The following is a 17,010-nucleotide window of genomic DNA, read 5'->3' as shown; positions in this document are numbered from 1 at the left end:
ACGGCCCCGCCATGTCCTTCCTGCGCCGTGACCGCATCGAGGCCAAGAGCCACGACCAGCTGCTGCTGATGCGCCAGGCCGGTCTCGTGGTGGCCCGCACCCTGGACCTGGTCGTCGCCGAGGCCCGGGCGGGCACCACCACCGGCGAGCTGGACCGGATGGCCGAGGAGCACATCCGCGACAGCGGAGCGGTCCCCTCCTTCAAGGGCTACCACGGCTTCCCCGGCTCGCTGTGCGTCAGCGTCAACGAGGAGGTCGTGCACGGGATCCCCGGTGACCGGGAGCTGCACGACGGGGACCTGGTCTCCATCGACTGCGGCGCGATCGTGCAGGGCTGGCACGGGGACTCCGCCAGGTCGCTGGTCGTCGGCGGCCGCGCGGCCCCCCGCCCGGAGGATTTGGCGCTGATGGACGACACCGAGGCCGCGATGTGGGCCGGCATCGCCGCGCTGCGCGCGGGCGGACGGCTGCACGCCGTGGGGGAGCAGGTGGAGGCCGCCGCCACCGCGGCGCAGGAGCGCCGCCAGGCCGAGGGCCTGCCGCTCAGCTACGGGATCGTGGAGGACTACGTGGGCCACGGCATCGGCCGGGAGATGCACATGGACCCGCACGTGCCCAACTTCGCCGTCACCAGCAAGGGACCAACCGTGCCGGCCGGGGCGACGCTGGCGATCGAGCCGATGCTCACCCTCGGCACCATCGAGACCCGCACCCTCGAGGACGACTGGACCGTCGTCACCAGCGACGGGACCCGCGCCGCCCACTGGGAGCACACCGTGGCGGTCACCGCCGGGGGGCTGTGGGTGCTCACCGCCGTGGACGGCGGGCAGCAGCCGCTGGCCGCGATCGGCGCCGCCTTCGCCCCGGCCGGCTGAGGTCGGCCGCTACACCTCCGGCGGGCGCCAGGTCAAGGACCTGGATTGGTGTCGGGTGGCGCCCGTGGCGTAGACTGTCGTGTCGGTCATGTGCGGGTTCGCCCAGTGCGACGCCCGGCCGGGCCGACATCGTGCACGCAACCTTGGAGTCGACACCCTCACCACGGGTGACGGCTGCTCAGAAATGTGGAGGACATGGCGAAGAAGGACGGCGTCATTGAGATCGAGGGCACCGTGGTGGAGGCCCTCCCGAACGCGAACTTCCGGGTCGAGCTGACCAACGGTCACACCGTGCTGGCTCACATCTCCGGGAAGATGCGTCAGCACTACATCCGGATCCTCCCCGAGGACCGGGTCGTGGTGGAGCTCAGCCCGTACGACCTCACTCGCGGCCGGATCGTCTTCCGCTACCGCTGAGCAGCCCGGGGACCCGCGCCCCGGACTGCCGCGTGCACACCCAGACCCTGACCACCCAGAGATCGAGAGACGGCAGCGAACGCATGAAGGTTCAGCCGAGCGTCAAGAAGATCTGCGACAAGTGCAAGGTGATCCGCCGGCACGGCCGGATCATGGTGATCTGCGACAACCTGCGCCACAAGCAGCGCCAGGGCTGAGCAGCTCCCGACCAGCACGCGTCGCGGATCCTCGCGAGCGCCATACCTGAAGAGAAGCAGGCAGCACCCGCCCCCCGACAGGCGGGACGTCACCCTCGGCACGGAGGCCGAGGACCGCACGGGCCCCCGGGCCCCCGGGCCCACCAGAGGACGCGGACCGGTGCTGCACCAGACCTCCGCACGACAACAGGAGAACCGCCAGATGGCACGTCTCATCGGAGTCGACCTGCCGCGCGAGAAGCGCGTCGAGGTCGGCCTCACCTACATCTTCGGCGTGGGACGCACCCGCGCGAAGGAGACGCTGGAACAGGCCGGGGTCGACCCGTCCACCCGCGTCAAGGACCTGACGGACGAGCAGCTCATCGCGCTGCGTGACCACCTCGAGGGCAACTACCGCCTCGAGGGTGACCTGCGCCGTGAGGTCGCGGCCGACATCCGCCGCAAGGTGGAGATCGGCAGCTACCAGGGCCTGCGGCACCGCCGCGGACTGCCCGTGCACGGCCAGCGGACCAAGACCAACGCGCGCACCCGCAAGGGCCCCAAGCGCACCGTCGCCGGCAAGAAGAAGGCCGGCCGGTAAGGCCGGCGCTGCCCCGATTCGTCAGGAGTAACTGAATGCCCCCCAAGAGCCGTAGCACGGCCAGCACCCGCAAGGTGCGCCGCAAGGAGAAGAAGAACGTCGCCTACGGGCAGGCTCACATCAAGAGCACGTTCAGCAACACCATCGTGTCCATCACCGACCCGTCCGGCGCGGTGATCGCCTGGGCCTCCTCGGGCCAGGTCGGGTTCAAGGGCTCGCGCAAGTCCACCCCGTACGCCGCCCAGATGGCCGCCGAGGCCGCCGCCCGCCGCGCCATGGAGCACGGCATGCGCAAGGTCGACGTGTTCGTCAAGGGCCCGGGCTCGGGCCGGGAGACCGCGATCCGTTCGCTGACCGCGGCCGGCCTGGAGGTCGGCGCGATCCAGGACGTCACCCCGCAGGCCCACAACGGCGTTCGCCCGCCGAAGAAGCGTCGAGTCTGAGCGCGGGAAGGTAGAGGAAGACATGGCTCGTTACACCGGACCCATCACCAAGAAGTCCCGCCGCCTGAAGACCGACCTGGTCGGCGGCGACAAGAACTTCGACCTGCGTCCGTTCCCGCCCGGCCAGCACGGCCGGCGCCGGACCCAGGAGAAGGAGTACCTCACCCAGCTGCAGGAGAAGCAGAAGGCCCGCTTCACCTACGGGGTGATGGAGAAGCAGTTCCGCCGCTACTACGAGGAGGCGGCCCGCCGCCCCGGCCAGACCGGTCACAACCTGCTGACCATCCTGGAGTCCCGGCTGGACAACGTCGTCTACCGCGCCGGCCTGGCCCGCACCCGCCGGGCCGCCCGGCAGCTGGTCACCCACGGCCACTTCATGGTCAACGGCAAGCGCGTGGACGTCCCGTCCTACCGGGTGGAGGCCTACGACATCATCGAGGTCCGGCCGCAGTCGGTCGAGCTGTTCCCGTTCGAGCTGGCGCGGCAGACCTACGGCGACCGCCCGGTCCCGGCCTGGATGAAGGTCGTGCCCGGCTCGCTGCGGATCCTGATCCACCAGCAGCCCACCCGGGAGCAGATCGACACGATCCTCACCGAGCAGCTGATCGTCGAGCTCTACTCCAAGAACTGACCATCCGGTAGCGGCGCGCCCACCTCAGCTGGGTGGGCGCGCCGCTACCGCACCACCGGCGGCGCGGACCGAGCCGCCGCCGGTCGGCGGGACATGGTCCCGTCAGCTCACGAGGCGTCATATGGCGGGCGCCCGTGGAAAGGAAGAACACCGTGCTGATCGCTCAGCGTCCCACCCTCTCCGAGGAGGTCGTCTCCGACTCCCGGTCCCGGTTCTCCATCGAGCCGCTGGAGCCGGGCTTCGGCTACACCCTCGGCAACTCGCTGCGCCGGACCCTGCTGTCCAGCATCCCCGGCGCCGCCGTCACCAGCATCCGCATCGACGGCGTGCTCCACGAGTTCTCCACGATCCCTGGGGTCAAGGAGGACGTCACCGAGATCATCCTCAACCTCAAGGACCTGGTCGTCTCCAGCGAGCACGACGAGCCGGTCGTGATGTACCTGCGCAAGCAGGGCGCCGGCGCCGTCACCGCCGCTGACATCGCCCCGCCGGCCGGGGTGGAGGTCCACAACCCGGACCTGCACGTCGCCACGCTGAACGACTCCGGCAAGGTGGAGATGGAGCTCACCGTCGAGCGCGGTCGCGGCTACGTCTCCGCCCAGCAGAACAAGTCGGCCGAGCAGGAGATCGGGCGCATCCCGGTCGACTCCATCTACTCGCCGGTGCTGTCGGTGACCTACAAGGTCGAGGCGACCCGTGTCGAGCAGCGCACCGACTTCGACAAGCTGATCGTCGACGTCGAGACCAAGAACTCGATGGCGCCGCGGGACGCGCTGGCCTCGGCCGGCAAGACCCTGGTCGAGCTGTTCGGCCTGGCCCGTGAGCTCAACGTCGAGGCCGAGGGCATCGAGGTCGGCCCGTCGGCCGGCGACGCGGCGCTCGCCTCCGACCTGGCGCTGCCCATCGAGGACCTGGACCTGACCGTCCGCTCCTACAACTGCCTCAAGCGCGAGGGCATCCACACCGTGGGTGAGCTGGTGGGCCGCAGCGAGGCCGACCTGCTCGACATCCGCAACTTCGGTGCCAAGTCGATCGACGAGGTCAAGGAGAAGCTGGCCGAGATGGGCCTGGCCCTCAAGGACAGCCCGCCCGGGTTCGACCCGAGCCAGGCGGACTACCGCGAGGACCCGGTCGCGGAGGACGAGGGCGACGCCGCCTTCGCCGAGGACGAGCAGTACTGACCGTTCGCTAGGAGATACGACCCATGCCTACCCCGAAGAAGGGCCCGCGCCTCGGCGGCGGTCCGGCGCACGAGCGCCTGATGCTGTCCAACCTCGCCACCGCCCTGTTCGAGCACGACCGCATCACCACCACCGAGGCCAAGGCCAAGCGCCTGCGGCCGCTGGCCGAGCGGCTGGTCACCTTCGCCAAGCGCGGCGACCTGCACAACCGTCGCAAGGTGCTGGCGATCGTGCGCGACAAGGCAGCGGTGCACCGGCTGTTCACTGAGATCGCGCCGGACATGTCCGAGCGCAACGGCGGCTACACCCGCATCACCAAGGTCGCGCCGCGCAAGGGCGACAACGCCCCGATGGCCGTGATCGAGCTGGTGCGTGAGCCGGTCGCCCGCAAGCAGGTCGTGCAGCAGGCCGAGGGCGCCACCCGGCGCTCCTCCCGCGACCAGTCCTCCGAGGAGTCCCGGGAGGAGGCCAACGCGGCCGCGGCCGCGCAGGCCGCCGAGGCCGAGGGGCTGACCGCCGAGGAGGAGCAGGCCGCCGAGGACACCAGCGACGTGGCCGCCCCGGCCGAGACCGTCGAGGTCAACGAGGAGCCGACCGAGGACGAGGACGTCACCGAGGCTGCCAACACCAAGTCCGAGGACCCCGTCGACAGCGGCGAGGCGAGCGAGGGCGAGGCCGGCTCGCAGCAGCCGGCGTCCGAGGAGTCGGACAAGGCCTGAGCGGCGCAACCACCCGGCACGTCCCGGAGCCCGGCACCGTCACGGTGCCGGGCTCCGGTGCGTCCGGACCGGGAGCGCCGTGTCAGCGCCGCCGGTCGGCGATACGGTCGAGGGGTGCGCATCCGCATCGACCTCGGCTACGACGGCACCGACTTCAGCGGCTGGGCGGCCCAGCCCGGCCGCCGCACCGTGGAGGGGGAGCTGGCCGCGGGGCTGGGCACGGTCCTGCGCACCGACCCGCCGCGGCTGACGGTGGGCGGCCGCACCGACGCCGGGGTGCACGCGCGCGGGTCGGTGTGCCACGTGGACGTGCCCGACGCGCAGTGGGCCGCGCTGCCGGGGCGCTCGTCGCGCACCCCCGAGGAGGCCGCGCTCACCCGGCTGGTCGGGGTGCTGCCACCCGACATCGTGGTCCGGCACGTCTCCCGGGCCCCCGAGGGCTTCGACGCGCGGTTCTCCGCGCTGCACCGCCGCTACTCCTACCGGTTGTGCGACCACCCCGCCGCCGCCGACCCGCTGCGCCGCCGCGAGACGGTGCGCCACCGTCGGCCGCTGGACGAGCGCGCCATGACCGCCGCCGCGGCCGCGCTGACCGGGCTGCACGACTTCGCGGCGTTCTGCAAGCCCCGCGAGGGCGCCACCACGGTGCGCACCCTGCTGGAGTACCGCTGGGAGCGGCAGCCGGACGGGATCCTGGTCGGGACCGTGGTCGCCGACGCGTTCTGCCACTCGATGGTGCGGGCGCTGGTGGGCGCGGTCGTGCCGGTGGGGGAGGGCCGCCGCGACCCGGAATGGCCCGCCCGGGTGCGGGACGCCGGGCGGCGCGACCCCGCCGTCACCGTGATGGCGCCGCACGGGCTGTGCCTGGAGGAGATCACCTACCCGGCCGCCGAGGACGTCGCCGAGCGGGCCCGGCAGGCCCGCGCGGTGCGCACCCTCGAGGAGGAGTAGCCGCACCCGCCCGGGCCGGTGCGTCCCCGCCGGCAGCCACCGGGGAGGATAGCGCCCATGAGCCTGCTGTTCGATCCCCTCACCCTCCGGGGGCTGACGCTGGGCCACCGCGCCTGGGTCGCCCCGATGTGCCAGTACTCCTGCGACCTCGCGACCCGGGCACCGTCACCGACTGGCATCTGGTGCACCTGGGCGGGTTCGCCACCGGCGGGGCGCCGCTGATCCTCACCGAGGCCGCGGCCGTCACCCCGGAGGGGCGGATCTCTCCGTGGGACGCCGGGCTGTGGGACGAGGGGCACGTCGCCGCCTGGCGGCGGGTCGTGGACTTCGTGCACGCCCGGGGCAGCCGCATCGGTGTCCAGCTGGCCCACGCCGGGCGCAAGGGCTCGGCCTGGCCGCCGTTCAGCCCGCAGTCGGGCACCGTGCCGGCCCGGGAGGGTGGCTGGGAGCCGGTCGGGCCGACCACCGAGCCGTTCGAGGGCTACGCCGCCCCCCGTGCCCTGGCCGAGGACGAGGTGGCCGCTGTCGTCGCCGCGTTCGGGAACGCCGCACGGCTGGCCGTCGACGCCGGCTTCGACACCGTGGAGGTCCACGGGGCGCACGGCTACCTGCTGCACCAGTTCCGCAGCCCGCTGGTCAACACCCGCACCGACCGCTACGGCGGGGACGACGCCGGCCGCGACCGGCTCACGCTCGAGGTCGTCGACGCGGTGCGCGCCGCCGTGCCGGACTCGATGCCGGTGCTGCTGCGGGTGTCGGCCACCGACTGGTCCGCGGAGGCTCCCGGCGGCGTCGAGGGTGACCTGGTCCGCACCGTCGAGCTGGCCCGGCGGGCCGCCGAGCGCGGCGTGGACCTGGTCGACGTCTCCTCCGGCGGCAACCTGGCCAAGCCCGACATCCCCATGGGTCCGGGGTACCAGACCGGGTTCGCCGAGCGGGTCCGGCGCGAGGCCGGCGTCGCCACCGGCGCCGTCGGCATGATCACCGAGCCGCACCAGGCCGAGCACGTGCTGCGCTCCGGCCAGGCCGACGCGGTGCTGCTGGCTCGCGGCGCGCTGGCGGACCCGCGGTGGTGGCACCGCGCCGCGGTGGCGCTCGCCGCCGAGGGCGCGGTCAGCTGGCCGCCGCAGTACGCCCGGGTCTCCGACCGTCGCCTCTACTGACGGTCCGCCTGGGACGGCCGGCGCGGTGGCATGCTGGGCCGATGAGGCCGTCACAGCTGGAGGAGGCGCTGCGCGCCAAGGAGACCGAGCTGCTCGCCGAGATGGAGCAGCTGACCCGGCCGCAGCAGGACCTCGGCGCCATCTCCTTCGGCAAGCGGGTCGGGGACGGCACCGCCATGGCAGTGGACCGGCTCAGCGCGGTGACCGCCCACGACAACCTGGCCGCCATCCTCGAGAAGGTCCGTCGGGCGCTGGCCAAGCTGGAGGACGGCAGCTACGGTCGCTGCGACGAGTGCGACGGGCCGATCGGGGAGGCCCGGCTCGAGGCCCGGCCGTGGGCCACCCGGTGCCTGCAGCACAGCTGAGCCGCAGCGGCCGCCACCTCCCAGCCGCGGCCGCGCGCGGCCTCAGCGCCCGGCCAGCCGCTCCTGCAGGTCGGCCATCCGCCCGATCTCGGCCTGCTGCTCGGCGTAGACGCCGAGCGCCAGCTCGCTGATCACCAGCTCGGCGCCGGACTCGGTCTGCTCGCTGGCCATCACCAGCCCACCCTCGTGGTGGGCGGTCATCAGCTCCAGGAACATCCGGTCCGCGGCCGCTCCCTCGGCCGCGGCGAGGTCGGCCAGCTGCTCGGGGGTCGCCATGCCCGGCATCTCCGCGTGCCCCCCGCCGTGGTCGCCGTGGTGGTCACCATGGCCGCTGTCACCGCTGTCACCGCTGTCACCGCTGTCACCGCTGTCACCGCTGTCACTGCCGTGCGCCATCGGCTCGGCGCCCAGCTCGGCCAGGTCCACCCCTGCCTGCTCGGCCGCCTCCGGCACCGGGGCGTCGTGCTGGGCCAGCCAGCGGGCCATGGTGTCGATCTCGGGCGCCTGGGCGGCACGGATCCGGTCGGCCAGCGCCGCCACCTGCGGGTCGGTGAGCCGGCCCTCGACCAGGTCCACCATCTCCAGCGCCTGCAGGTGATGAAGGATCATGTCCTGCGCGAACCGCACGTCGGCCTCGTTGGCCTCCGGCACCGCCACCTCCGGGGCGGCGGTGTGGGTGGTGTTGGCCTCGCCGGGGCGTCCCGGCTGCAGCACCGTCCCGGAGCTGTCCGGCTCCCCGGGGGAGCCGGACGCGGCGGCCTCGCCGGTGGTGCCGGCGGCGCTACCGGCTCCCTCGGGGGCGGGGTCGTCCCCGCCGGAGCAGCCGGCGAGGAGCGCGGTGCAGAGCAGGCCGGTGCCGAGCAGGCGTCGAGGGGTAGCCACGGGGCCAGCCAATCACGAGCCTCCCGACGGGCCCGTTCTTCCCCGGGTAAAGGTTCGGTTCGGCTTCGGTCACGGACCTGGGAGCGGGGCCGTGCCGCTACTAGCGTCACCCGGTGGAGGGGGCCGCGCGCAGAGGTCCCCCGAGATGACGGGAGGACACATGAGCCGCAGACGCGTGCACACGCTGCTGTCCGCTGCCGCCGGCCTGGCCCTGGTGGCCAGCGGGGCAGGCGGCGCCTGGGCCGACGAGCACGAGCTCGAGGTCGACGAGGTGGCCCACAGCGACAACGTCGAGCACCTGGCCAACGTGCCGCACGAGGGCGCGCTGGCCGAGGCCTACGGCAGCGACCTGGCGTTCCAGGACGGCAAGGCGTTCGTCGGGAACTACAACGGGTTCCAGGTGTTCGACCTGGCCGACCCGGCCAACCCGGAGCGGATCGCACAGGTGGTGTGCCCCGGCGGCCAGGGCGACGTGAGCGTCTACGGCGACCTGCTGTTCCTGTCGGTCGACTACGCCCGGACCGACGACTCCTGCACCAGCGAGCCCGGCAGCTACCGGGACCCGGAGCGGAACTGGGAGGGCATGCGGATCTTCGACATCAGCGACGCGACCGAGCCCCAGTACGTCGGCGCCGTGAAGACCGCATGCGGCTCCCACACCCACACGCTGGTGCCTTCGAAGAACGGCAAGACCGCCTACCTCTACGTCTCCAGCTACAGCCCGAACTCGAGCTACCCGAACTGTCAGCCGCCGCACGACTCCATCTCGATCATCGAGGTGCCCGTCGACGACCCAGCGGCGGCCGAGGTGGTGGCGACCCCGAACCTGTTCGCCGAGGACGGCGGCGGCAACGCGGGCGACAACTACTCGCGGCAGACCACCGGCTGCCACGACATCACCGCCCTCCCGGGACGGAACCTGGCTGCCGGGGCGTGCATGGGTGACGGCATCATCCTCGACATCACCCACCCGGAGAGCCCGCAGGTCATCGAGCGGGTGCGGGACACCGAGAACTTCTCGTTCTGGCACTCGGCGACGTTCAACAGCAAGGCCAACAAGGTGGTGTTCACCGACGAGCTCGGCGGCGGCTCGGGCGCGACCTGCAACGAGGCGACCGGCCCGGAGCGCGGCGCCAACGCGATCTACGACCTGGACGCGCGCGGCCAGCTGTCGTTCGCGAGCTACTACAAGATCCCGCGCCACCAGCAGGCCACCGAGAACTGCGTGGCCCACAACGGCTCGCTGATCCCGGTGAAGGGCAAGGACATCATGGTCCAGGCCTGGTACCAGGGCGGTGTCTCGCTGTGGGACTTCACCGACTCGGCCAACCCGGAGGAGTTCGCCTGGTTCGAGCGCGGCCCGCTCAGTGACGAGCAGCGCATCCTCGGCGGCTCGTGGTCGGCGTACTACTACAACGGCTACATCTACTCCTCCGACATCCGCAAGGGCTTCGACGTCATCGCCGTCGACGACGAGCGGGTGGCCGGCGCGGAGAAGGTGCGGATGGACGAGCTCAACGTCCAGTCCCAGCCGCGCTACGTCGGCAACGGCCAGTAGCGGCCAGTCACCCGCCGTGCCGGCGGCCCGGGGCACCCGCCAACCGCGGCGGCCCCGGGCCGCTGGCTGTCCCGGGCAGGTGGCGTCAGCGGCTCGGCGGCGTCAGCGGCGGGGCGGGTCCACCGGCAGCGCGCAGGTGTAGACCACGACCCGCCGGGCCTGCGGGTTGCCCTGCCCGAGCCGCCGGTAGCGCGCCAGCACCTCCAGCAGCTCGGCCCGGAGCGCCGCCAGCTGTTCACCGGTGACCTGCACCTGGTGGTCCTCCAGCCCGCACAGCGCGGGCCACGGCGCCGGCCAGCCGTCCCGGTCGTGCACCCAGGCCGCGACCCGGCCGTGGAAGTGCTCGGCATAGTCGAGGGCCAGCCACTGCGCCGCTGCCTGGTCGTCCTCGTCCAGCGGGGGACCGGAGTCGTCGGCGACCGGATCGCCGGCGCCGGGGCTCGCGCGCCACACCCGGCGCCGGCCGGTCCCGGTGCCGGTGTCCTCGACCAGGCCCACCTCGGCCAGCCGCCGCAGGTGATAGCTGGTCGCGCCGGTGTTGGTGGCCAGCGCCGCGGCCAGCTCGGTCGCGGTCGCCTCCCCGTGCACCCGCAGCTCGGCCAGCAGCCGGGACCGCAGCGGGTGGGCCAGCGTGCGCAGCGCGCTCGAGCCCGTCGCCGGCGCGGAGGAGGACTCGGGCACGGGCCCACCGTAGCCGCTCGGGCGCAGAATGCACACTCTCTGTGCACAGAACCTGGGTACCGGCGCGCCAGCACGCCAGCGAACCCGCACTGACCTGCGCGTTCGCGTGATTTGGGGGCGGCAACCGCCCCCCGTAGAATGGACTGCTGTTGCCATCCGAGACGACTGACGAGGATTCACCGTGCGCACCTACACCCCGAAGCCTGGCGACGTGACCCGAGCCTGGCACGTCATCGACGCCACGGACGTCGTGCTGGGCCGCCTGGCCTCCCAGGCCGCGTCTCTGCTGCGCGGCAAGCACAAGACGATCTACGCCCCCCACATCGACACCGGCGACTTCGTCATCATCGTCAACGCCGACAAGGTCGTCCTCACCGGCCGCAAGCTGGAGCAGAAGCGCGCCTGGCGCCACTCCGGCTACCCCGGCGGGATCAAGAGCATGGGGTATGAGGAGATGCTGGCCAAGCACCCCACCCGCGCCGTGGAGCGCGCCATCCGCGGCATGCTCCCCAAGAACTCGCTGGGCCGCCAGCAGCTGAAGAAGCTGAAGGTCTACGCCGGCGACACCCACCCGCACGCGGCCCAGAAGCCGGTGCCCTACGAGATCTCGCAGGTCGCGCAGTAAGTCCGGCCACGGACGCCCCTGCCCCCCAGAGCCAACCGAGGAGAGACGTGGCTGACATGACTGTCAACGACACCGACGCCGAGTTCGACGAGAACACCCTGTCCGAGTACACGACCGAGTCCACCACGACGGTGGAGCAGGCCGCCCGGCCGTCCGCGAGCGCTCCGGGCGCCGGGACCGGTCGCCGCAAGCAGGCCATCGCCCGGGTGCGCATCGTCCCGGGCACCGGGGAGTGGCGGATCAACGGCCGCACCCTGGAGGAGTACTTCCCCAACAAGGTGCACCAGCAGATCGTCAACGAGCCGCTGGCTGTGCTGGACCTGCAGGGCTCCTACGACGTCCTCGTGCGCGTGCACGGTGGCGGGCCCTCCGGCCAGGCCGGCGCGGTCCGGCTGGGCGTGGCACGGTCGCTGAACGCCGTGGATGCCGAGCTCAACCGCCCGGCCCTGAAGAAGGCCGGTCTGCTCACCCGTGACCCCCGGGTCCCGGAGCGCAAGAAGGCCGGCCTGAAGAAGGCCCGCAAGGCCCCGCAGTACAGCAAGCGCTGAGCTGCCGCGGCCCCTGGCCGCTCCCGACGGTGGCGACCTGCCCGGCCCCCGGCCGGCGGTCGCCACCGTCGCGTGTGTCGGGGGCCGTTCGGCGCCGGGTCGGTGCGGTCCCGACGACGCCGTGGCGAGGCTGCGGCATACTGCGATGCGGCGCTGCCGCACGATCCCCTCAGAGGAAGGCACGACCCTGATGGCTCGACTGTTCGGCACCGACGGCGTGCGGGGCACGGCCAACGTGGACATCACGGCCGAGCTGGCCCTGGACCTGGCGTCCGCGGCGGCCCGGGTGCTCGCCGAGCACGGCACGTTCGAGGGGCACCGGCCCCGGGCGATCGTGGGGCGGGACCCGCGGGCCTCCGGGGAGTTCCTGTCGGCCGCCACCTCGGCCGGACTGGCCTCCGCCGGCGTGGACGTGTCGGACGTGGGGGTGCTGCCGACGCCGGCGGTGGCCTACCTGACCAAGGCCACCGGTGCCGACTTCGGCGCCATGCTGTCGGCCTCCCACAACCCGATGCCCGACAACGGCATCAAGTTCTTCGCCCGCGGCGGTCACAAGCTACCCGATGAGGTGGAGGACGAGATCCAGGCCAGTCTGGGCGCGGACTGGGAACGGCCGGTGGGGGCCGCGGTGGGCCGGATCCAGGACTACAGCGACGGCGCCGAGCGCTACCTCGCCCACCTGCTCACCTCGCTGCCGCACCGGCTGGACGGGCTCCACGTGGTGATCGACGCCGCGCACGGGGCCGCCAGTGAGGTGGGCCGGCAGGCGTTCCGGCGCTCGGGCGCGCACGTCACCCTCATCGGCGGTGAGCCCGACGGGCTGAACATCAACGACGGGCACGGCTCGACCCACCTGGAGCCGCTGCAGGCCGCTGTCGTCGAGCACGGTGCCGACTTCGGGGTGGCCTTCGACGGCGACGCCGACCGCTGCCTGGCGGTCGACCACACCGGGGCGGTCGTGGACGGCGACCAGATCATGGGCATCCTGGCCATCGCGATGAAGGAGACAGGTCGGCTGCACCGCGACACCCTGGTCGCCACGGTGATGAGCAACCTGGGCCTGATCCAGGCGATGGAGCGTCACGGCATCCGGGTCGTCCGGACCGCCGTGGGCGACCGGTACGTGCTGGAGGAGATGCGACTGCGCGGCTACGCGCTGGGTGGCGAGCAGTCCGGGCACGTCATCATGCTCGGGGTCGGCACGACCGGAGACGGCGTGCTGACCGCGCTGCACCTGGCCGCATGGGTGGCGCAGACCCGCCGTCGGCTCGCCGACCTGGCCGCCGGGATCGCCCGGTTGCCGCAGGTGCTGATCAACGTCAAGGACGTCGACAAGGACGCCGTCGACGACGACCCCGCCGTGCAGGCGGAGGTCGCGGCCGTCACCGCCGAGCTGGGCAGCGCCGGGCGGGTGCTGCTGCGCAAGTCCGGCACCGAACCGGTGGTCCGGGTCATGGTCGAGGCCGACACGGCCGAGCGCGCCCAGCAGCAGGCCGATCGGCTGGCCGGTGTCGTCCGCCAGCGACTGGCGCTGCAGCGCGCCTGAGGCGGCGGTGCCGCCGGGTCAGAGCAGCTGCTCGAGCCGCCCGGTGTCGACGTCGTAGCGGAAGCCACCGACCTCGGCCCGGTCGCCGATGAGGGGGTGGCTGGTGACCCGGCGCACGTCCGCCACCAGCGCCGCGTGCTGGTCGGGCACCACGCCGAAGCTCTGCCACCAGGCGTCCTGGCCAGCCAGCTCGGTGATCCGCTCCCGCAGCTCCTCCTCGGTGAACCGCGTCATCGCGCAGCGGGTGTGCGGCACGACCATCACCCGGCGCACCCCCAGCAGGTGCACTCCGAGCACCAGCGCCTCCAGCGCGGCGTCGGTCACCCGGCCTCCGGGGTTGCGGAAGATCTTGGCGTCACCGTGGGTGAGCCCCACCATCTGCAACGGCTCGATGCGGGAGTCCATGCAGGTGACGATCGCCACCCCGGCATGAGCGACACCGTCGAAGCCGCCGAGGGAGAAGTCCTCGGCGTAGGCGGCGTTGGCCGCCAGCAGGTCCTCGAAACCAGTCATCTCAGTCCTCACTCCCAACCCGGGGCTTGCCGATGGTTCTCGCCCGGCCACGCTCTGCCACACCTCGCCATGCCCGGCGCCGCGTCCGCCGGCCATCGACGGCGGGAACGCCACCGTGCCCATCCACGGGCGCGCCCTCAGCGTAGTGGGGCACGTCCGGGCGGCCGCACCCAGTCAGCCGGCCACCAGCTCCTGCCGGGTCGGGGAGTACGCGCCGGCCCGGGAGACGGTGAGCGCGGCGCAGGCCAGCCCGCGCCGGACCGCGGCCAGCACGCGACCGGCGTCCCCCTGCGCCAGCGCCTGCCGCGCGCCGGAGCGCCCGAGCAGCCCGGCGTCCAGCAGCCCGGAGACCAGGCCGGCCATGAACGAGTCGCCCGCCCCGACGGTGTCCACGACCTGCACCGGCGGCGCCGGCGCTGGGACCGGTTCGGCCTCTCCGACCTGGACCAGGGCACCGGACCCGCCGCGGGTGACCACGACCGCCGCCGGGCCGGATCGCCGCCACCGCTGCATGACCTCGGTCAGCGATGCCCCCGCGTAGAGCCAGGCCAGGTCCTCGTCGCTGGCCTTGACGATGTCGCTGCGGCGCACGTAGTCCTCGACCCGGGCCCGTACCTCGTCGGCGCCCCCCATGATCCCCGGCCGGGCGTTCGGGTCGTAGGACACCGTCGCGCCGGCCGCGCGGGCCCGGTCCAGTAGCGCGAGCACCTGCGAGCCGCCGGGCTCCAGGGTGGCCGCGATGGAGCCGGTGTGCAGGTGACCGACGCCGTCCAGCGGAACCTCGCCCAGCCGCCACTCGAGATCGAAGTCGTACCCGGCGGCTCCGCCGGCGTCCAGCCGCGCGGTCGCCACCGAGGTGGTGGCGGAGCGGTCGGTGCCGGCTGACAGCCGCACCCCGTGGGCCGCCAGGTGGTCGGCGATCTGCTGGCCGCGCTCGTCCGCCCCCAGGTGGGTGGCGAGCTCGACCGGGTGCCCGAGCCGCGCCAGTCCGGCCGCGACGTTGGCCGGGCTGCCTCCGACGTGCTCCCCGACGACCGTCCCGTCCCGCTCGATCCGGTCGATGAGGGCCTCCCCGACGACGAGGACGTCGGTCTCGGCCGGGTCCGCCATCACCGCCCGGTCGGGGCGTAGCGATCGGCCAGTGCGGCGACCTTGTCCAGCCGGTGGTGGGCCTCGACGAGCCGGATGGTGCCGGACTTGGAACGCATCACCAGCGAGTTGGTGGTGGCGGTCCCGGCGCCGTACCGCACGCCGCGCAGCAGCTCGCCGCTGGTGATGCCGGTGGCGACGAAGAAGCAGTTCTCACCGGTGACGAGGTCGTCGGTCGACAGCACCGCGGAGAGGTCGTGCCCGGCGTCGATGGCCCGCTGGCGCTCCTCGTCGTCCTTGGGCCACAGCCGGCCCTGGATCACCCCGCCCAGGGCCTTGATCGCGCATGCGGTGATGATCCCCTCGGGTGTTCCGCCGATGCCCAGCAGCATGTCCACGCCGCCCTCCTCACGGGCCGCGGCGATCCCCCCGGCGACGTCACCGTCGGTGATGAACCGCAACCGGGCGCCGGCCTCGCGCACCTGCTGGGCCATGTCCTCGTGCCGCGGCCGGTCCAGCATGATGACGGTGACGTCGGCGCGGTCCTTGTGCTTGGCCTTGGCCACCCGCCGGATGTTCTCGGCGATGGGCAGCCGGATGTCGACGTCCTCGGCTGCCTCCGGCCCGGTGACCAGCTTGTCCATGTAGAACACCGCGCTCGGGTCGTACATCGTGCCTCGCTCGGAGACCGCCATGACCGCGATGGCGTTGTCCATCCCCTTGGCGGTCAGCGTGGTGCCGTCGATCGGGTCGACCGCGACGTCGACGCCCGGGCCGGTGCCGTCACCCACCTGCTCGCCGTTGTAGAGCATCGGGGCCTCGTCCTTCTCGCCCTCCCCGATGACGACCGTGCCGTCCATCGCCACCCGCGAGATCACCTTGCGCATTGCCTCGACCGCGGCGCGGTCGGCGCTGTTCTTGTCACCGAGTCCGACCCAGCGGCCGGCGGCCAGGGCGGCGGCCTCGGTGACACGGACCAGCTCCAGGGCCAGGTTCCGGTCCGGGATGACCGCCTCGCGGGAGGCACTGCCGGTGGGGTCGAACGCCATGCCTTGACTCCTGCTCTCCTGGACCGGCGGCCCGGGTCATGGGCGCCGCGGTCTCCGGGTTCGGGTTGCGACGGTGCAGCCCGACGATACCGCCCGGCCAGAGATGGGACGATGGCACCGTGACTGCACCGCCGTCGGACCAGCCCCGGCCGCAGCCGGAGTCGGCTGCCAAGCGCAGCCGGCAACGGCTGCGGTCCTACTCGACCAAGAACATGGTGTACTCCATGCTCGCGGTGCTGGCGCTCGTGTTCGTGGTCTGGGCGATCCAGCCGGCGGACAGCGAACAGCTGCAGCGGCAGCCGGTCGAGGTGGTCTCCCCGGCCCGCTACGCCCAGGAGCAGTCCGGCTGGCCGCTGTGGGTGGCCGGTGAGCTGGAGCAGGGCTGGACGGCGACGTACGCCCGGTACAGCGCCGTGGCGCAGGTGCGCTCCTGGCGCGTGGGCTGGAGCACCCCCGAGGGTGAGCACGCGGCCCTGGACCAGACCGGAGCCTCCGGCTCGGCCCTGGCCGGCTGGCAGCGGGCGCTGGTGGGGGAGGACGCCACCCAGGTGGGGCGGAGGGAGATCGATGGGCCGGAGGGGACGGCGAGCTGGCAGGTGTGGCAGGGCAGCGGCGCGACCTCACTGGTCCTTCCGCCCGCACAGCCGGGAGCCGGCCAGCAGGTGACCACCGTGGTGCACGGCACGGCCGAGCTGGCGGAGCTGACGCGGCTGGCCGAGTCGCTGCAGCCGCTCCCGGAGTGACCGGTCAGCCGCCCTGGCCCTGCTCGCCGGCGGCGGTGGCACTGGCCCGGTCCAGCTGCTCCTGCGCCTGGTCCAGGCAGGCCTGGCAGTGGGCGGCCAGCTGCTCGCCGCGCTCCCACAGGCGCATCGACTCCTCCAGCGGCGCCTGCCCGCCCTCGATGCGGGACACGATGGCCACCAGCTCGTCGCGGGCCTGCTCGTAGCTCAGCTCGGAGACGGGGGTCTGCTCGCTCTGGTCCTCGGCCATCGTCCCA

22 protein-coding genes are annotated in these 17,010 nt (G+C 72.9%); 16 read left to right on the top strand and 6 right to left on the bottom strand.

Annotated features, from left to right (window positions below; translation table 11 throughout):
- Positions 1 to 11 precede the first annotated feature (11 nt).
- The 11 genes from map (at position 12) to GFJ45_RS01290 (ending at position 7,522) form a co-directional block, all read left to right on the top strand.
- Positions 12 to 875 carry a type I methionyl aminopeptidase gene (gene map / locus GFJ45_RS01340; RefSeq protein ID WP_153393244.1) on the top strand — a complete coding sequence of 288 codons (864 nt, stop codon included), beginning with the start codon at positions 12 to 14 and terminating at the stop codon, positions 873 to 875.
- Between the two features lie 195 nt (positions 876 to 1,070).
- On the top strand, positions 1,071 to 1,292 hold the full coding sequence (gene infA / locus GFJ45_RS01335; RefSeq protein ID WP_153393241.1) for a translation initiation factor IF-1: 222 nt from the start codon (positions 1,071 to 1,073) through the stop codon (positions 1,290 to 1,292).
- An 83-nt stretch (positions 1,293 to 1,375) separates the two neighbouring features.
- Positions 1,376 to 1,489 carry a 50S ribosomal protein L36 gene (gene rpmJ, locus GFJ45_RS01330; RefSeq protein WP_153393239.1) on the top strand — a complete coding sequence of 38 codons (114 nt, stop codon included), beginning with the start codon at positions 1,376 to 1,378 and terminating at the stop codon, positions 1,487 to 1,489.
- 202 nt (positions 1,490 to 1,691) lie between these two features.
- The gene (gene rpsM / locus GFJ45_RS01325; protein ID WP_153393236.1) at positions 1,692 to 2,069 is read left to right on the top strand and encodes a 30S ribosomal protein S13; all 378 of its coding nucleotides are present in this window, start codon (positions 1,692 to 1,694) and stop codon (positions 2,067 to 2,069) included.
- A 35-nt stretch (positions 2,070 to 2,104) separates the two neighbouring features.
- Positions 2,105 to 2,512: a 30S ribosomal protein S11 gene (gene rpsK, locus GFJ45_RS01320; RefSeq protein ID WP_153393233.1), complete on the top strand. Its 408-nt coding sequence runs from the start codon at positions 2,105 to 2,107 to the stop codon at positions 2,510 to 2,512.
- Between the two features lie 22 nt (positions 2,513 to 2,534).
- On the top strand, positions 2,535 to 3,143 hold the full coding sequence (gene rpsD, locus GFJ45_RS01315; protein WP_153393230.1) for a 30S ribosomal protein S4: 609 nt from the start codon (positions 2,535 to 2,537) through the stop codon (positions 3,141 to 3,143).
- Positions 3,144 to 3,295: 152 nt separating this feature from the next.
- The gene (locus tag GFJ45_RS01310; protein WP_153393227.1) at positions 3,296 to 4,324 is read left to right on the top strand and encodes a DNA-directed RNA polymerase subunit alpha; all 1,029 of its coding nucleotides are present in this window, start codon (positions 3,296 to 3,298) and stop codon (positions 4,322 to 4,324) included.
- A gap of 23 nt (positions 4,325 to 4,347) precedes the next feature.
- The gene (gene rplQ / locus GFJ45_RS01305; protein ID WP_153393224.1) at positions 4,348 to 5,043 is read left to right on the top strand and encodes a 50S ribosomal protein L17; all 696 of its coding nucleotides are present in this window, start codon (positions 4,348 to 4,350) and stop codon (positions 5,041 to 5,043) included.
- A gap of 114 nt (positions 5,044 to 5,157) precedes the next feature.
- The gene (gene truA / locus GFJ45_RS01300) at positions 5,158 to 5,994 is read left to right on the top strand and encodes a tRNA pseudouridine(38-40) synthase TruA (protein ID WP_153393221.1); all 837 of its coding nucleotides are present in this window, start codon (positions 5,158 to 5,160) and stop codon (positions 5,992 to 5,994) included.
- Positions 5,995 to 6,122: 128 nt separating this feature from the next.
- Positions 6,123 to 7,157 carry an NADH:flavin oxidoreductase/NADH oxidase gene (locus tag GFJ45_RS01295; protein WP_407670366.1) on the top strand — a complete coding sequence of 345 codons (1,035 nt, stop codon included), beginning with the start codon at positions 6,123 to 6,125 and terminating at the stop codon, positions 7,155 to 7,157.
- Positions 7,158 to 7,198: 41 nt separating this feature from the next.
- Entirely contained in the window at positions 7,199 to 7,522 is a 324-nt protein-coding gene (locus GFJ45_RS01290) for a TraR/DksA family transcriptional regulator (RefSeq protein ID WP_153393218.1), read from the top strand.
- Between the two features lie 42 nt (positions 7,523 to 7,564).
- Here the strand turns inward: GFJ45_RS01290 and GFJ45_RS01285 are convergent, their stop codons facing one another.
- Positions 7,565 to 8,404, bottom strand: coding sequence for a DUF305 domain-containing protein (locus tag GFJ45_RS01285; RefSeq protein ID WP_153393215.1), 840 nt, complete (start codon positions 8,402 to 8,404; stop codon positions 7,565 to 7,567).
- A gap of 160 nt (positions 8,405 to 8,564) precedes the next feature.
- On the opposite strand from GFJ45_RS01285, the gene GFJ45_RS01280 reads away from it, so the two are divergent.
- Complete coding sequence (locus tag GFJ45_RS01280) at positions 8,565 to 9,962, top strand: LVIVD repeat-containing protein (protein WP_228386326.1); 1,398 nt, start codon at positions 8,565 to 8,567, stop codon at positions 9,960 to 9,962.
- A gap of 102 nt (positions 9,963 to 10,064) precedes the next feature.
- Here the strand turns inward: GFJ45_RS01280 and GFJ45_RS01275 are convergent, their stop codons facing one another.
- On the bottom strand, positions 10,065 to 10,643 hold the full coding sequence (locus tag GFJ45_RS01275; RefSeq protein WP_228386324.1) for a helix-turn-helix domain-containing protein: 579 nt from the start codon (positions 10,641 to 10,643) through the stop codon (positions 10,065 to 10,067).
- A gap of 181 nt (positions 10,644 to 10,824) precedes the next feature.
- Between GFJ45_RS01275 and rplM the strand changes: the two genes are divergently transcribed.
- The 3 genes from rplM (at position 10,825) to glmM (ending at position 13,362) form a co-directional block, all read left to right on the top strand.
- A complete protein-coding gene (gene rplM, locus GFJ45_RS01270; RefSeq protein WP_153393205.1) occupies positions 10,825 to 11,268 on the top strand; it encodes a 50S ribosomal protein L13 in 444 nt (147 codons plus the stop codon).
- A gap of 56 nt (positions 11,269 to 11,324) precedes the next feature.
- A complete protein-coding gene (gene rpsI, locus GFJ45_RS01265) occupies positions 11,325 to 11,816 on the top strand; it encodes a 30S ribosomal protein S9 (protein WP_153393202.1) in 492 nt (163 codons plus the stop codon).
- 190 nt (positions 11,817 to 12,006) lie between these two features.
- Entirely contained in the window at positions 12,007 to 13,362 is a 1,356-nt protein-coding gene (gene glmM / locus GFJ45_RS01260; protein ID WP_153393199.1) for a phosphoglucosamine mutase, read from the top strand.
- An 18-nt stretch (positions 13,363 to 13,380) separates the two neighbouring features.
- Here glmM and GFJ45_RS01255 read toward each other — a convergent pair whose 3' ends face one another.
- From GFJ45_RS01255 to glpX, 3 genes are all read right to left on the bottom strand, one after another.
- Entirely contained in the window at positions 13,381 to 13,875 is a 495-nt protein-coding gene (locus tag GFJ45_RS01255; RefSeq protein ID WP_153393196.1) for a beta-class carbonic anhydrase, read from the bottom strand.
- A 174-nt stretch (positions 13,876 to 14,049) separates the two neighbouring features.
- Positions 14,050 to 14,985, bottom strand: coding sequence for a carbohydrate kinase family protein (locus GFJ45_RS01250; RefSeq protein ID WP_153393193.1), 936 nt, complete (start codon positions 14,983 to 14,985; stop codon positions 14,050 to 14,052).
- The gene (glpX, locus tag GFJ45_RS01245) at positions 14,985 to 16,013 is read right to left on the bottom strand and encodes a class II fructose-bisphosphatase (protein ID WP_153393189.1); all 1,029 of its coding nucleotides are present in this window, start codon (positions 16,011 to 16,013) and stop codon (positions 14,985 to 14,987) included. Before glpX ends, GFJ45_RS01250 begins: the two co-directional genes overlap by 1 nt.
- 119 nt (positions 16,014 to 16,132) lie before the next feature.
- Here glpX and GFJ45_RS01240 point away from each other — a divergent pair, with 119 nt between their 5' ends.
- Positions 16,133 to 16,756: a DUF4245 domain-containing protein gene (locus GFJ45_RS01240; protein WP_194288452.1), complete on the top strand. Its 624-nt coding sequence runs from the start codon at positions 16,133 to 16,135 to the stop codon at positions 16,754 to 16,756.
- A 4-nt stretch (positions 16,757 to 16,760) separates the two neighbouring features.
- On the opposite strand, the gene GFJ45_RS01235 is transcribed toward GFJ45_RS01240, so the two are convergent.
- A complete protein-coding gene (locus tag GFJ45_RS01235) occupies positions 16,761 to 17,003 on the bottom strand; it encodes an exodeoxyribonuclease VII small subunit (RefSeq protein ID WP_153393183.1) in 243 nt (80 codons plus the stop codon).
- Between the last annotated feature and the right edge of the window lie 7 nt (positions 17,004 to 17,010).

Source organism: Ornithinicoccus halotolerans (assembly GCF_009602535.1).
Taxonomy (GTDB): domain Bacteria; phylum Actinomycetota; class Actinomycetes; order Actinomycetales; family Dermatophilaceae; genus Ornithinicoccus; species Ornithinicoccus halotolerans.
The sequence above is the reverse complement of the archived record's forward strand: the minus strand, read 5'-3'. Positions and strand labels throughout refer to the sequence as shown.

What these genes read in the sequence shown, in the direction of transcription:
- GFJ45_RS01250 (WP_153393193.1), bottom strand. Translation starts at nt 14,985, where the DNA reads ATGGCGGACCCGGCCGAGACCGACGTCCTCGTCGTCGGGGAGGCCCTC.
- map (WP_153393244.1), top strand. Translation starts at nt 12, where the DNA reads ATGTCCTTCCTGCGCCGTGACCGCATCGAGGCCAAGAGCCACGACCAG.
- glmM (WP_153393199.1), top strand. Translation starts at nt 12,007, where the DNA reads ATGGCTCGACTGTTCGGCACCGACGGCGTGCGGGGCACGGCCAACGTG.
- GFJ45_RS01255 (WP_153393196.1), bottom strand. Translation starts at nt 13,875, where the DNA reads ATGACTGGTTTCGAGGACCTGCTGGCGGCCAACGCCGCCTACGCCGAG.
- rplQ (WP_153393224.1), top strand. Translation starts at nt 4,348, where the DNA reads ATGCCTACCCCGAAGAAGGGCCCGCGCCTCGGCGGCGGTCCGGCGCAC.
- GFJ45_RS01280 (WP_228386326.1), top strand. Translation starts at nt 8,565, where the DNA reads ATGAGCCGCAGACGCGTGCACACGCTGCTGTCCGCTGCCGCCGGCCTG.
- rpmJ (WP_153393239.1), top strand. Translation starts at nt 1,376, where the DNA reads ATGAAGGTTCAGCCGAGCGTCAAGAAGATCTGCGACAAGTGCAAGGTG.
- rpsK (WP_153393233.1), top strand. Translation starts at nt 2,105, where the DNA reads ATGCCCCCCAAGAGCCGTAGCACGGCCAGCACCCGCAAGGTGCGCCGC.
- glpX (WP_153393189.1), bottom strand. Translation starts at nt 16,013, where the DNA reads ATGGCGTTCGACCCCACCGGCAGTGCCTCCCGCGAGGCGGTCATCCCG.
- infA (WP_153393241.1), top strand. Translation starts at nt 1,071, where the DNA reads ATGGCGAAGAAGGACGGCGTCATTGAGATCGAGGGCACCGTGGTGGAG.
- rpsM (WP_153393236.1), top strand. Translation starts at nt 1,692, where the DNA reads ATGGCACGTCTCATCGGAGTCGACCTGCCGCGCGAGAAGCGCGTCGAG.
- GFJ45_RS01290 (WP_153393218.1), top strand. Translation starts at nt 7,199, where the DNA reads ATGAGGCCGTCACAGCTGGAGGAGGCGCTGCGCGCCAAGGAGACCGAG.
- rpsI (WP_153393202.1), top strand. Translation starts at nt 11,325, where the DNA reads ATGACTGTCAACGACACCGACGCCGAGTTCGACGAGAACACCCTGTCC.
- GFJ45_RS01235 (WP_153393183.1), bottom strand. Translation starts at nt 17,003, where the DNA reads ATGGCCGAGGACCAGAGCGAGCAGACCCCCGTCTCCGAGCTGAGCTAC.
- rpsD (WP_153393230.1), top strand. Translation starts at nt 2,535, where the DNA reads ATGGCTCGTTACACCGGACCCATCACCAAGAAGTCCCGCCGCCTGAAG.